Raw genomic sequence first — 13,765 nt, 5'->3', positions numbered from 1 at the left:
CTGCCCGGTGGCAGTACGTGCCTAGGCGGGGCCGCCGGGGGCGGCACGGCGGCCGCTGGTCTTGGGAACCATTCCCGTGGTCCAGTCCCTGAATTCCTCGTCGACGTCCGGTCCGGGCCCGAATTCCGGACGTGTTTGAAGGTCCCGGAGCAGGGCCTTCTTCTCGCGCCTGCCCTCCACCAGCCTGTACAAGACCGGCACCAGGACCAGGGTCAGCGCAGTCGAGGAGATCAGCCCACCGATAACCACAACCGCCAGCGGCTGCGAAATGAAGCCGCCGCCGCCGGTGAGGCCCATGGCCATGGGCGTCAGCGCGAACACCGTGGCGAGCGCGGTCATCAGGATGGGGCGTAGGCGCTGCCGTGCCCCGTGCGTGATGGCGTCCGCCACGTTCATGCCCGGCCGGCCGTCCCGGGGCTGCCGGTACTGGTTGATGAGGTCGATCAGCACGATGGCGTTGGTGACCACGATCCCCACCAGCATGAGCATGCCGATCAGCGAGGGCAGTCCCAGGGGCACGCCCGTCACCAGGAGCAGCGCCACGGCGCCGGTGGCTGCGAACGGGACCGATACCAGCAGGATCAGCGGCTGGATGAGGGATTTGAAGGTGGCCACCATGATCACGTAAACAATGGCGATGGCCGCCAGCAGCGCCAGCCCGAGCTGCTGGAAGGATTCCTGCTGCTGGGTGGTGGCCCCGCCGATTTCGGCGGTGACCCCCGGCGGCAGCTGGACGTCCGCCAGGCGTTTCTGGACCTCCGCGTTGACCGCACCCAGGTTGGAGCCCGACGGCGTCACGGACACGCGTGCCGTGCGCTGGCCATTGCTGGCGGTGATGGACACCGGCACGTCCACCTGTTCCACTGAAGCGATGCTTCCCAGCGGCACAGGCCCGCCCGCTGCCGGGAGCGGAATGCCGCGGACGGCGTCGATGCTGGTGAACCTGGTGCCCTGGCCGATCTGGACAGGGAAGTCGTTGGTGTCGATCCGGACTTCTCCGGCCGGGATGGGGCTGATGGTGGAGGCCAGAACCCCGGCAACCTGTTCCTCGTTGAGCCCGGCGGCTGCCGTCCTGGCCCGGTCCACCTTGACCTGGACCACGGGTTGGCTGGCCGCGAGGTTGGTTGCCACCTCGCTGGTGCCCGGCACCCCGGTCATCGCCGCAACCATGGTGTCGCTGGCTTCCTGGAGGTCGGCAGTAGTGGCTGCCTTCAGGGTGATGTCCACAGTGGAGGATGTGCCGAAACCGCCCTGCTGGGTCCCTACCGAGATCTTGCCGGAATCGGGCACCTTTGCCAGTTCGCTGCGCACCGTCTCCTGCAGCTGCTCCTGGTCCGCCTTCTCGTCCGTCACCACGGTGAAGGTCGAGTTGGACGAACCCGTGGAGGTCAGGGCGGCGAAACCTGCCTGGGCATTGCCCGACGTCACCTGGATGTCCTTGACGCCGTCGATGCCGCGCAGCACTTCCTCAAGCCGGATGGCCGCCGCGCTGGTGTCGGCAAGGCTGGTGCCGGCCGGCAGGACCTGGCGGACAGTGAGGCTGTTCTGGCCGGAGTTGCCCAGGAGGTTGGTGGCCAGCAGCGGTGTCATGGCGGCGGTGGCGCCGAGGACCAGGGCTGCGGCCACCAGCGTGATCACGGGGTGCTTCTGGGTCTTGGTGAGGATGGGCAGGTAGCCGCGCTGGAGCCTGCTGCGCTGTTCGGCTTCCATGGCCCGGGCACGGGCCTCGTCCACGTTCCGCCGGGCAGCAGCCGGCCCTGCCGCAGCCGCCGCTGCATCGGTGTTTTTCAGGAACCAGTAGGCCAGCACGGGAACGATGGTCAGCGAGACCAGCAGCGATGCGAGCAGTGCCATGGTGACAGTGAGGGCGAATGGCCGGAAAAGTTCGCCCGCCAGCTCGCCCACGAAGGCGATGGGGAGGAATACCGCCACGGTGGTAAGGGTGGAGGCGGTGATGGCCCCCGCCACCTCCCTGATGGCGGTCAGGATGGCCGTGACCTTGTCTTCGCCGTAGCTGAGGTGCCGCTTGATGTTCTCGATGACCACGATGGAGTCATCCACCACGCGGCCGATGGCGATAGTAAGCGCACCCAGCGTCAGGATGTTCAGGGAGTATCCGGTGGCGGACAGGCCGATAAACGTGATCAGGAGCGAGAGCGGAATGGAGACCGCCGTGACCAGGGTGGAGCGGGTGGACATCAGGAAGACCAGGATCACCGCCACGGCGAAGCCCAGGCCCAGCAGGCCCTCGGTGGTGAGGTCCTTGATGGACTTCTCAATGAAGGGGGCCTGATCGAACACCGGAGTGAATTTGGCATTCGAGCCCAGTTCGGCCTCAAGTTCGCCAAGCGTGTCACGCACCGCGTGCGAGATGCCCACCGTGTCGCCCTCAGGCTTCTTGGTCACGGACACGGCGAGGGTTTCCTCCCCGTTGGTCCGTGTAATGGATGTCCGTTCGTCATCCTTCAGGGACACTTCCGCCACGCTGCCAATGGTGGCCCCGCCCTCTGCACCAGCCAGCGGCAGCGCCTCGACGGCAGCCAGGGAGTCCACGGGGCTGCCGATCTGCAGCGAGAGGGTCTTGCCCTGTTCCTCGATCGTGCCGGCCGGGATAAGCGCGCCGTTGTTGGCCAGCGCGTCCCGGATGGACGTGATGCTCGCACCCGCCGCAGCCATGGCATCGGTGCGCGGAAGGATCTCGATGTGCTGGGAGGCGCCGCCGGTCACGTCAGCGCCGCGGACGCCGTCGATCTTCTGCAGCCGGGGCACGCTCAGCCGCTGGAGGTCGGCGTTCAGCTCGCTGAGCGTCTTGTCCGAGGACACGGCCAGGAAAACAATCGGGAAGTCGCTGATGCTTCCGGCGATTGCCTGCGGCTGGACGTCCTCGGGCAGGGAGCGCTTGGCGTTGGAGATGGCCCGGTCGATCTGGTTCCGCGCCCGGTCCAGGTTTGCACCATAGGTGAACACCATGGTGATCTGCGAAACGCCGTTGCGCGAGGTGGAGGAGGTGGATTCCAGCCCTTCCACGCCGTTCAGCGCAGTCTCCAGCGGCCCGCTCACCTGCTTGTCCACCACCTCCGGGGAGGCCCCGGGCATGGCGGTCAGCACCGTGATCTGCGGAAACTCGATCGAGGGGATGAGTTCCTGCTTCAGCGATGACATGGTGATCACACCGAAGACGGAAGCGAAGACGGTGATCAGTGCGATCAGTGCCCGGTTTGCAAGTGAAAGTTGTGCCAGCCGGAACATCGCATGATCTCCTGTGGGGTTGAGGAACTGATACGGACCCGGAGGTGCCGGCCGCCGGCCCCGGCAGGGTCAGCGGCTGGCGGAAACGCTCTCCAGCTGAAGTGATGCGGCCGTCGCCTTTTCCAGCTCGGCAGCCAGGTCCGGGTTCTCGTCCAACTTGACCCCGTAGCCGGGCATCATGTCCTTGAGCTTGGACTGCCAGCCCTTGAAGTTCCGGGGGAAGGTCCTCTTCAGCAACTCGATCATGATAGGTACCGCGGTGGAGGCTCCGGGCGAGGCGCCCAGGAGCGCACCGATGGAACCGTCCCGGCCGGCGATGACTTCAGTGCCGAACTGCAGCACGCCGCCCTTCTGCGGATCTTTCTTGATGATCTGTACACGCTGGCCGGCGGTGATCAGTTCCCAGTCGCCGTCCTTGGCCTCCGGGTAGTACTCACGCAGGGCCTCCACCTTGTCGGCGTGCTTCTTGGCCACTTCCTTCACCAGGTAGGCGGTGAGGTCCATGTTGTCCTTGGCCACTGCCAGCATCGGAATGATGTTGCTGGGCCGGATGGACAGCGGAAGGTCCAGGTACGAGCCGTTCTTCAGGAAGTTGGTGGAGAAGCCGGCGTAGGGGCCGAACAGCAGCGACCGCTTGCCGCCGACGTACCGGGTGTCGAGGTGCGGCACGGACATGGGGGGAGCGCCCACCGATGCCTGGCCGTAGACCTTTGCGCTGTGCTGCGCGGCAATGGTTTCGTCGGTGCAGCGGAAGAACTGCCCGGAAACCGGGAATCCGCCGTAGCCTTTGCTTTCCGGGATCCCTGAAGCCTGCAGCAGGTGCAGGGCGCCGCCGCCGGCGCCCACAAACACGAACTTGGCGTGGATCTTGCTGTGCTCCCCGGATTTGGGGTACTTCAGCGAAAGGTCCCAGCCGCCGTCGGAAGCCCTGGAGATTCCCGTGACGTCATGGCCGTAGTTGATTTCGACGCCGTTGTTCCCGAGGTAGGTGGTCAGCTCGCGGGTCAGTGCCCCGAAGTCGACGTCGGTGCCCTCGGCTGCGCGCGTGGCGGCGATGCGCTGCTTCGGGTCGCGTCCCTTCACGATCAGGGGCGCCCACTTGGCGATCTGGGCGTGGTCCTCGGAGTACTCCATGCTCCGGAACAGCGGGTGGGGCTTGAGGGCCTCGTAGCGCGTCCGCAGGAACCGGGTGTGGTCCTCGCCGATGACGAAGCTCATGTGCGGCACCGTGTTGATGAAGCCTTTGGGGGATCCGATCAGCTTCTGGTCCACCAGGTGGGACCAGAACTGGCGCGAAAGCTGGAACTGTTCGTTGATGAGCAGCGCCTTGGAAGGATCCACTGAGCCGTCTTTGGCTGCTGGGGAGTAGTTGAGCTCGCAGAGGGCTGCGTGGCCGGTGCCGGCGTTGTTCCATGGGTCGGAGCTTTCCAGCCCCGGCTGGTCCAGCCGCTCGAACAGGGAGATGGTCCAGTCCGGCTCGAGCTGCTTGAGGAAAGCCCCCAGCGTGGCGCTCATGATGCCGCCGCCAATCAGGACGACGTCGGCATGTGGGGTCTTGGAAATGAAGGTCACGATCAGTCTCCGATTGCAGCGGCTCTGGCTGTCACAGAATATCCCCGGGCAGCGGACATACTGAAATTGGACCGCTCCGTCAAGGCTTTAGTTGCACCTTCGTGAAAACTTCATTTAAGACCGGGGAGGCCGGATAGCTCAGTACGCGGTCGGAGAGGGCCAGCGCGGAGATGGGGAAGGCAACGGGGACGGCCGGGACGGTGGCCGCGATCTGGGCGTTGATGGTGTGATATTGCTCATCCCGTTCCTCCCCTTCCGGAAGCCCCCGCGCCCGGTTGATTTTCGAAAAGACCTGGGGATCGTGGTAGCCGAATTCACCGTTCTTCTCACCGAAAAGGGGTCCCACGAAGTTGTCGGCGTCGGAGTAGGAGCCGTTCCAGCCCAGGAGATGGAGCGCATGGTCGCCGGGGGACTGCACTTTCTGCAGATAGCCGTCAGCCCAGTCCACCGGAACGGGCCGGATGTTGATCCCGACGGCTGTGAGCTGGCGGCTGATCTCGGCGTACACCTTCTCGGGTGTGGGCAGGTAGGGGCGGGTGACGTTCAAGGGATAGTAGAACTTCAGCTCCTCACCGGCATACCCGCCCTCTTCGAGATATTCCTTGGCCTTGGCGGGATCGTGGCCCAGCTCCGGGGCGTCGTTGTTGAAACCGCTGATCTTGGGCGGGACGAACTGTGTGGCCTTGGCAGTGTTGTCTATGAAGAACCGGCGGATCAGTGTTTCCTTGTCGATCGCCATTTCGATCGCCTGCCGAACCTTGAGGTTCTGGAGCACCGGGATGTCCTGGTTGATGCCCACGTACATGACGGAGAACGGGTCACGCTGGACAATCTGCTTTCCGCGTTTCACCAGCTGGTCGAAGTTGCCCACCGTGACGGCGTCGTAGCCGTCGATCTTGCCGTCCAGCAGGGCCTGGAGGCGCGCCTGCGGGTGGTCGTAGGCGACGAAGTTGATGGTGGCAATCTGGCCGCGCTCTCCCCAATAGGAGGTGTTGGTGGCCAGGGTGACACTTCCCTCGTCCCAGGAGGCCAGGCTGAACGGTCCGGTCCCCACCGGACTGGTCCCGAAGACGGACACGGGCTGGCCGCCGCGGTTCTGGTCCAGGACCTCGGCCGTGCCCGCGGCGAGGGCGGCCGGCGAGGCGATGGCGAAGGCAGGCAGGGTGAGGGCCTGCAGGAAGGCGGTGAAACGCTGGGTGAGGTCAATCTGCACAGTGTCCGCCGATATGGCTGTGCAGCTCTTGAAGATGGAAAGCTCCGGCTCGTCCGAGTGGGCCTTGAAGACATCCTTGAAGGAGCTGCCGGGGGCCTGCCGCCGTAATTCGGGGGAGAAGGCAAACCATCGGTTGAAGTTGGTGCACACGGCGTCGGCGTTGAACGGGGTCCCGTCCTGGAACAGGACGTCGGTCCGGAGCTTGAAGGTGTAGGAGCGGCCTTCGTTGGATTCGGTCCATTCCGTTGCGAGCAGTGGCGTGGGTTTCCCGGTGACCTGGTCCACGCCCACAAGTCCTTCGAGGATCTGGCGGGTGATGCGCTGGGACTCAACGTCATTGGAAAGGGCAGGATCCAGGCCCAACGGCTGGGCCGCTGTTCCGAAATTGAAGGCAGCGGCGGGCTCGGGGGCGGCGGTTGTGCTGGGGGAGCCGGATGTCGGCGAGGGCGATGGAACAGCGGTGCACGAGGTCACGCCCAGGGCCAGGAAAACAGCGCCGGCCTTGATGACCGTCCGCCGCGATGTACTGCTGGGCACTCGATTATCACCTCGGGATCTTGCCGGTTCCGCCGCGTGCGGACCGGAGCCCAGTCTAGTAGACGCTGCCTGAAGCTACCGGGACCCGGCAGGACCCGCCGTGGCAAAGAGCCGGGGGCCGTCCCTCCGGACGGCCCCCGGCTTTACCGGAAGGAAAGACCTGCCTGGTGCTTACTTGGGCATCAGCACCGAGTCGATCAGGTAGACGGTTGCGTTCTTGGTCTGCACGCCGCCGCAGATTACGTTGGCGTCATCCACCTTGAGCTCGTCGCCGCTGCCGGTCACGGTCACGCTGCCGCCCTGGACGGTGGCGTGGGTGCCGGCGATCATGTCAGGAGTGATCTGGCCCGGAACCACGTGGTAGGTAAGGATCTTGCTCAGGAGGGCGTCATCCGTCTTGAGAGTTTCGATGGTGGCCGCATCGATCTTGGCGAAAGCGTCATCCACCGGTGCGAAGACCGTGAATTCGCCACCGTTAAGGGTGTCCACCAGGTCCACCTTGGGGTTCAGCTTTCCGGACACTGCTGAAGTGAGGGTGGTGAGGATCGGGTTGTTGGATGCTGCGACGGCAACCGGGTCCAGGGCCATGCCCTCAACCGAGCCTGCGCCTGAGGGAACCTGCTCGGCGTAGGCGGCACAGCCGGGGCCAACCAGGTTGGCGGCCGGGTCCATGGCGGCAGCAGAGGCGCTGGCCGAGGGCGAGGGGGCCATGCTGGACGCGGACGGCTCGGCTGCAGGGGCGGATGAAGCGGTGGTGCCCGCGGAACCGCCACAGGCAGTCAGGCTGAGAAGGGCTGCTGCTGCAACGCCTGCGACGGTGAAGGTTGTGCGCTTGATGGTCTGCATGTCGGTTTCTCCTTGATTGTGGCAATTACCCGCCGCGGACGTGGTGCCTGTGGCGTCTTTCGAAACTTGCTGGTGGCCACCTGCCCTTGGCTGGTGTCTCACTGTCTATTCGGCCGGCGGCAGGATGCGGATGGGTAAATTCCCTGGAGTTTTTCGACGGGAGCTGAATCAGCCCTCTGTGCCAGTGCGGAAGGGACGCGGCGGAAGGGACGTTAAACGCAAAGGTCCCCCGGCCAAAGCCGGGGGACCATGCAGTGCGCAAGGGGGGACTTGAACCCCCACGCCCGAAGGCACAGGAACCTAAATCCTGCGTGTCTGCCAATTTCACCACTCGCGCAGGGCTTCCGGCCGTTGTTGCCCAAAAAGGCCCGACGGCGGATGCCAGTGTCCATTGTAGCGTCGCTGCGGCAGGACCTTAGGTAGGGGCCGCTGGCAGCGGTGCCTTCTCAGGCGTCCAGGTCCAGGTCCCGCCGAAGTTTGGCTACGTGGCCGGTGGCCCTCACGTTGTACTGGGCCAGCGCAACCTTCCCGTCCGGGTCCACAACGATGGTGGAGCGGATGAGCCCCTCGTAGGTCTTGCCGTAGTTCTTCTTCTCGCCCCAGGCGCCGTATGCCTCGGCAACTGCATGGTCCGCGTCCGAGAGCAGAGGAAAGCTCAGGTCTTCCTTGGCTGCGAATTTGGCGAGTTTCTCCACGGGGTCCGGAGAGATGCCCACGACGTCGTAGCCTGCTGACTGGAGGGAGGCCAGGTTGTCCCGAAAGTCACACGCTTCCTTGGTGCAGCCAGGCGTTGCGGCTGCCGGGTAGAAATACACAATCGTGTGGCGGCCAGGACGCGGGGACAAACTGACGTCGGTGCCTGCGGAATCCTTCAAGGTAAATCCGGGCGCGTCGTCGCCGGTAACAAGTCTTTCAGCCAATGTTTTTCTCCTAGTTGCAGGCGGGACACACCAGCCTAGTAAGCGCCGGGAACCAGCGCTAATCCCCACTTGGCTATACTGGCTGCTATGCCTGATATGGATCACTGGCCCACGGGGCGCCTCTTGTCCACTGCCGCGCGCCTCGTCGAACACTCCTGGAACGAAAAACTCGGCGCCATCGGCCTCACCCACGCCGGGGTTATCGCCATCGAGGTCCTGGATGCGCAGGGCCCCATGACGCAAGCCCAGCTCGCGCAATACGTTCGCGTCCAGGCGCAGACAATGGGTAAGACGCTCAGCCGTTTGGAGGCCCACGGACACATTGTCCGGGTCCGCAGCACCTCGGACCGCAGGAGCCACGTCGTGTCGCTTACCGAGCAGGGCAAGGAAGCGGTTGCTGCGGCGGTGGAAATGGAGCGGTCCGTGCTGGCCTCAGCTTCGATCGATCCGGACCTGCTGCGGCAGGAGCTCCAGGCAGTGGTGCGGGAACTCGCCAGCCAGTTTGCCAATTCTCCCGGCGACGGGGCATTGGTGGAGAATTCGCCGTCAACACGCTAAACCGGCGGTCTTGACGCCCAAGCGTGGCCCCAGCTTCACAGCTGGGGCCACGCTTTTTTGTTGCCGCCACATCTGCCGCCGCGGGTGCCCGGGGGCCGGAGCAGGAGTGTGAACAATATGGCAAGGCTAAACGGGAAGGTTAAACAGGAAGACTGTTGCGGAAGCCGATGGGCAGGGCGGCCGGATAGCGGACACAACAAAACAGCCTCCGGTTCGCGTTGCCGCAAGCCGGAGGCTGTTTTCCCAGTGGTGCACCCCCCGGGACTTGAACCCGGAACCCATTGATTAAGAGTCAATTGCTCTGCCAATTGAGCTAGAGGTGCATCTTCTTTGCTGTGGTCATCGGGCTTTTCTTTCCCCGTTGACCTCCGCAACGACATGAAACTCTACACGAACTTTTTGCCCATGTGAAATCGGCGTCCCGGCCGGCTCCCGCTTCACGCGGATGGGGGCAAAACCAGCACGAAATCAGGGTTTTCGTTGTTGGTCAGCAGCCAGAATCCGCCCTCCGGGGTGCGGACGACGTCGCGGATCCTGCCGAACTGGCGTGTGAAATGGGCCACAGGCGTCCCGGCTTCAGCACCTTCCAGGGGAACCGTCCATAACCGCTGGCCCCGAAGCGCCCCCAGGTATGCGGTGGAGTCCACGATCTCCAGCCCGCTGGGGGAGGAATCGGCCGTTGAAGGCCATACGACTTTTGCGTCCTGGAACTCGGGGCGGCCGGGTGCGCCGGTCACCGCAGGCCAGCCGTAGTTTCCCCCGGGGACAATGAGGTTCAGTTCGTCATTGACGTCGGGGCCGAACTCGCTGGCCCACAACCGTCCTGCGCTGTCCCATGCGAGTCCCTGGACGTTCCGGTGGCCCAGGCTGTAGACCGCGTTGCCGAAGGGATTGCCCGGCGCGGGACCTCCGTTGGGCGTCAGCCGCAGGATTTTGCCGCCCAGGGCTTGGGGGTCCTGGGGCTGGTCCCTGCGCTGGGAGTCGCCCGTTCCCACGTACAGGAGACCGTCCGGGCCGAAGCGGATCCTGCCGCCGTTGTGGGTGTTGGCCTTCGGGATGCCGGTGAAGATGGTCTCGGGCTCGCCCAGGGCCAGTGCACCGCCGCCGGATTCCTGCACCCTCGCCCTGGCGATCCTGTTGTCCTCGCGTGCCGTGTAGTACATGTACAGGTATCGGTCGGACGCAAAGCCGGGGGACAGCGCAAGCCCCAGCAGGCCGCCCTCGCCGGCGGCGGCCACCTCAGGAACTTCGCCGAGTGCCACGGCGTCCCTGCTTCCTGCCGGCACAGCCTTGAGCAGGGCGGTGCTGCGCTCGGAGATGATGGCCGTTCCATCCGGCAGGAACACGGCGGACCATGGGATGTCCAGTTGAAGTTCAAGGCGTTCGGCGACATCCGGCACGCGTACCTCCCTTGCCTCCGGAAGGGAGGTACTTCCGGTCGGCCCGGCGCCGGGTCCGCCCGTGCAGCCTGCCAGAAGCAAAGCGAGGCAGGACGCAGCGGCAGCAGGAAAACGCTTGTGGAGGCCGGGCAAGGCCTGGCTTGACCGGCCCGGTCCTCGACTAGAGGCGCCTGCGCCGAGGAGCCCGGAAGCCGGCTGCCTCGGCATGCGCCTCCGATTCAAACCAGACGTCAGCCCGGACAGGTTCATAGTCGGGGTGTCCCTCCTCGTAGTAGACCATGGCCCCGGCATCACCCTTCACGGTGTATCCGTCAGGTCCGCTGCCGTCTGCTCCGGCGGCCGCCGAACCGGCGCCGTAGGGCTCGTCCGCTGCAAGGTGGCCCGCGGGTTCGGTTGCCGGCGCCGCCGGGGGCTGCTGGGTGCGGTCCGCTCCGGTTTCCACCAAAGCAGAGGACTGGGTGCGGTCCGCGGTTTCAGTGGTAGCGGCGTGTCCCGACATCATGCCGGGCGCTGCGGGTGCCGTTGAGCTGTCCTCGGGTTCGGGCTGCCGTGCGCCGGAACTCGTACGCATCGGAGCCTGTGCTGCCGTCCCGGCGTCGTCAATGCCCTCCACTGCGGCTGTTTCTGCGCCCGGGAGCGTTGGAGCGTGGGGCTCGGTGTACTCGGGGTGGTGGACCGGGGCACGGTGGGATTCCGCATTCGGCACTGCCGCTGGTTCAGCCTGCTGTCCCGTGGCAGCGGGTACGCCGCTTCCTCCGGCCGGATTTACTTGGGCTGCATGGGTGGGAACACCACCCGTCGAGGTGCCACCCCTGGATTCCGCGCCGGGGGCAACAACGGAGGAACCCGAAGCCTCCGACCACTGTGTTTCCCACTCTTCGTTGTCCCGGCGGCGGGCGTCCTGGCCGGACGCAGCCGGCGCGGCGCTGGTTTCGGACGCCGCTGACGTGCCGCTTGCCGCAACTGCCGGGGAGGCCGGGCCGGACTCCTCCCGCTCCTTCGTGCCCGCGGTCCGGTCCGTATCCGTTGCCGGGGCCGGCGCCGCGGCCACCACGTGATCGTCGGCCGTGGTGGGAGCCGCAGGTTCGGCGGGACGGCCGAAGCCTGCTGCCCCGGCGATGCCGGTGGTGCCGGCTGCTTCAGCGGACGCCGCGGCGCTGCCGTCGGAAAGCGCTCCGTCCGCCCGGGTCCGCTCCGCCGTGGAAGCCCCCGGCGCCTTGGCTGAACTGCTCCGTTTGAGCAGCCACCATACGACGCCCACTATGACAACAAGCAAAATGATCCAGAAAACAAAATCCATGGCAAGCCCTTCAGTCCGGATGGCGAGGTGTACTTTCCCTGACGCTACGTCCGGCGGTCACAACTGTCCAGATTGAGGGGAGCTTCAGGAGTGTCCGTGCAGGTTGCCGATCATCCGTCAGCTGCGCCACAGCCGGAGGGCTCATCCCCGGCTCATCTCATTATGTGAGATACGTGTCCATCATCTGATTGAAATTTTCGGTTTTTTGGACCTAAACGTCCCGGATCTGTCGTTGGGCCGTTCGGCGGAGCCATAGACTTTCCCCTATGAGTGACACCCACATCGCAACCGAGAACACGCCTGACATCAAACCCCGGAGCCGGGTTGTAACCGACGGAATCCACGCGGCTCCCGCACGTGGCATGTTCCGGGCGGTCGGCATGGGGGACGACGACTTCGCGAAACCCCAGGTCGGTGTGGCAAGTTCCTGGAACGAGATCACTCCCTGCAACCTCTCCCTGAACCGGCTCGCGCAGGGCGCCAAGGAAGGCGTGCACGCGGGCGGCGGTTTCCCCATGCAGTTTGGAACCATCTCGGTGTCCGACGGCATCTCCATGGGCCACGAAGGCATGCATTTCTCCCTGGTTTCCCGCGAAGTCATTGCCGACTCCGTAGAGACCGTGATGCAGGCTGAGCGCATCGACGGATCCGTGCTGCTGGCCGGCTGCGACAAGTCCCTTCCCGGAATGCTCATGGCAGCAGCCCGCCTGGACCTGTCCAGCGTGTTCCTCTACGCCGGCTCAATCATGCCCGGCTGGGTCAAGCTTGAGGACGGCTCCGAAAAGGAAGTCACCCTCATTGATGCCTTCGAAGCCGTCGGAGCATGTGCTGCGGGCAAGATGAGCATGGAAGACCTGACGCGCATCGAAAAGGCGATCTGCCCGGGCGAAGGCGCCTGCGGCGGCATGTACACGGCCAACACCATGGCATGCATCGGCGAGGCACTCGGCATGTCCCTGCCCGGCTCGGCCGCGCCCCCCTCGGCAGACCGACGTCGCGACGAATTCGCCCGCAAGTCCGGCGAGGCAGTGGTCAACCTGCTGCGCAAGGGCATCACCGCCCGCGACATTATGACCAAGAAGGCCTTCGAGAACGCTATCGCCGTCACCATGGCCTTCGGCGGCTCCACGAACGCCGTCCTGCACCTGCTGGCCATCGCCCGCGAGGCCGAAGTCGAGCTGACGCTGGACGACTTCAACCGGATCGGGGACAAGATCCCGCACCTGGGCGACCTCAAGCCCTTCGGCCGCTACGTGATGACCGACGTCGACAAGATCGGCGGCGTGCCCGTCATTATGAAGGCACTCCTGGACGCCGGCCTGCTGCACGGCGACTGCCTCACCGTTACCGGCAAGACCGTGGCCGAAAACCTCGACGCCATCAACCCGCCGGACGTGGACGGCAAGATCCTCCGCGCGCTGGACAACCCCATCCACAAGACCGGCGGCATCACCATCCTGCACGGCACCATGGCACCCGAAGGCGCCGTGGTGAAGAGCGCAGGCTTTGACGCCGACGTCTTCGAAGGAACCGCCCGGGTGTTCGAGCGCGAGCAGGGTGCCCTGGACGCGCTGGACAAGGGCCAGATCAAAGCCGGCGACGTCGTGGTGATCCGTTACGAAGGGCCCAAGGGCGGCCCCGGCATGCGTGAAATGCTGGCCATCACCGGTGCCATCAAGGGTGCAGGCCTTGGCAAGGATGTCCTGCTCCTCACCGACGGCCGGTTCTCCGGCGGCACCACCGGCCTGTGCATCGGCCACGTGGCGCCGGAAGCGGTCGACGGCGGCCCCATCGCCTTCGTCAAGGACGGTGACCGGATCCGCGTGGACATCGCCGCCCGCAGCTTCGACCTGCTGGTGGACGAGGCTGAGCTCGAAGCCCGCAAGGTGGGCTGGGAGCCCCTGCCCGCAAGGTACACCAAGGGTGTGCTGGCCAAGTACGCCAAGCTGGTGCACAGCGCCAGCACGGGCGCATACTGCGGTTGATGCCTTCCCCGTGCGTGAGGCGCTGGGCGCCTCACGCACGGGGCCCCGCGGCATCACCCTTATTAAGCCCTTCCGGGCCGGGTGATCAGCTGCAGGCCTGATCCCACCGCGAGGTAGGATCATTCCGTGGACAATGATGTCCACATGGTGAGATCGGGTGGTGCCTCGTTGACACCCGTCACACC

Annotated in this window: 9 protein-coding genes and 2 tRNA genes; 2 read left to right on the top strand and 9 right to left on the bottom strand. The window is 65.3% G+C overall.

Annotation, left to right across the window (positions count from 1 at the left end):
• Positions 1-21: 21 nt before the first annotated feature.
• The 6 genes from ABRP28_RS07290 to bcp form a co-directional block, all read right to left on the bottom strand.
• On the bottom strand, positions 22-3,249 hold the full coding sequence (locus tag ABRP28_RS07290) for an efflux RND transporter permease subunit (RefSeq protein ID WP_350002616.1): 3,228 nt from the start codon (positions 3,247-3,249) through the stop codon (positions 22-24).
• 69 nt (positions 3,250-3,318) lie between these two features.
• Positions 3,319-4,821, bottom strand: coding sequence for a malate:quinone oxidoreductase (locus ABRP28_RS07285; protein ID WP_231456804.1), 1,503 nt, complete (start codon positions 4,819-4,821; stop codon positions 3,319-3,321).
• Between the two features lie 79 nt (positions 4,822-4,900).
• Positions 4,901-6,571 carry an ABC transporter substrate-binding protein gene (locus ABRP28_RS07280; RefSeq protein WP_350002615.1) on the bottom strand — a complete coding sequence of 557 codons (1,671 nt, stop codon included), beginning with the start codon at positions 6,569-6,571 and terminating at the stop codon, positions 4,901-4,903.
• A 171-nt stretch (positions 6,572-6,742) separates the two neighbouring features.
• Positions 6,743-7,417, bottom strand: a complete 675-nt coding sequence (locus ABRP28_RS07275; protein WP_350002614.1) for a fasciclin domain-containing protein — start codon at positions 7,415-7,417, stop codon at positions 6,743-6,745.
• 255 nt (positions 7,418-7,672) lie between these two features.
• Positions 7,673-7,754 (bottom strand) — tRNA-Leu (locus tag ABRP28_RS07270).
• A 109-nt stretch (positions 7,755-7,863) separates the two neighbouring features.
• A complete protein-coding gene (gene bcp / locus ABRP28_RS07265) occupies positions 7,864-8,337 on the bottom strand; it encodes a thioredoxin-dependent thiol peroxidase (RefSeq protein WP_350002613.1) in 474 nt (157 codons plus the stop codon).
• A gap of 96 nt (positions 8,338-8,433) precedes the next feature.
• On the opposite strand from bcp, the gene ABRP28_RS07260 reads away from it, so the two are divergent.
• The gene (locus ABRP28_RS07260) at positions 8,434-8,895 is read left to right on the top strand and encodes a MarR family transcriptional regulator (RefSeq protein ID WP_350002668.1); all 462 of its coding nucleotides are present in this window, start codon (positions 8,434-8,436) and stop codon (positions 8,893-8,895) included.
• 247 nt (positions 8,896-9,142) lie between these two features.
• Here ABRP28_RS07260 and ABRP28_RS07255 read toward each other — a convergent pair.
• From ABRP28_RS07255 to ABRP28_RS07245, 3 genes are all read right to left on the bottom strand, one after another.
• Positions 9,143-9,218 (bottom strand) — tRNA-Lys (locus ABRP28_RS07255).
• Between the two features lie 114 nt (positions 9,219-9,332).
• Positions 9,333-10,295, bottom strand: coding sequence for a PQQ-dependent sugar dehydrogenase (locus ABRP28_RS07250; RefSeq protein WP_350002612.1), 963 nt, complete (start codon positions 10,293-10,295; stop codon positions 9,333-9,335).
• Positions 10,296-10,455: 160 nt separating this feature from the next.
• On the bottom strand, positions 10,456-11,595 hold the full coding sequence (locus ABRP28_RS07245; protein WP_350002611.1) for a hypothetical protein: 1,140 nt from the start codon (positions 11,593-11,595) through the stop codon (positions 10,456-10,458).
• Between the two features lie 266 nt (positions 11,596-11,861).
• Here ABRP28_RS07245 and ilvD point away from each other — a divergent pair, with 266 nt between their 5' ends.
• A complete protein-coding gene (gene ilvD / locus ABRP28_RS07240) occupies positions 11,862-13,580 on the top strand; it encodes a dihydroxy-acid dehydratase (protein ID WP_350002610.1) in 1,719 nt (572 codons plus the stop codon).
• The last annotated feature ends 185 nt before the right edge of the window (positions 13,581-13,765 follow it).

Source organism: Pseudarthrobacter sp. WHRI 8279 (assembly GCF_040224115.2).
Taxonomy (GTDB): Bacteria; Actinomycetota; Actinomycetes; order Actinomycetales; family Micrococcaceae; genus Arthrobacter.
This window is presented reverse-complemented; position numbering and strand designations above follow the sequence as displayed.

Excerpts from the sequence above, each read along its gene's own strand:
- ABRP28_RS07260 (WP_350002668.1), top strand. The coding sequence starts at position 8,434 with ATGGATCACTGGCCCACGGGGCGCCTCTTGTCCACTGCCGCGCGCCTC.
- ABRP28_RS07290 (WP_350002616.1), bottom strand. The coding sequence starts at position 3,249 with ATGTTCCGGCTGGCACAACTTTCACTTGCAAACCGGGCACTGATCGCA.
- ilvD (WP_350002610.1), top strand. The coding sequence starts at position 11,862 with ATGAGTGACACCCACATCGCAACCGAGAACACGCCTGACATCAAACCC.
- ABRP28_RS07245 (WP_350002611.1), bottom strand. The coding sequence starts at position 11,595 with ATGGATTTTGTTTTCTGGATCATTTTGCTTGTTGTCATAGTGGGCGTC.
- ABRP28_RS07275 (WP_350002614.1), bottom strand. The coding sequence starts at position 7,417 with ATGCAGACCATCAAGCGCACAACCTTCACCGTCGCAGGCGTTGCAGCA.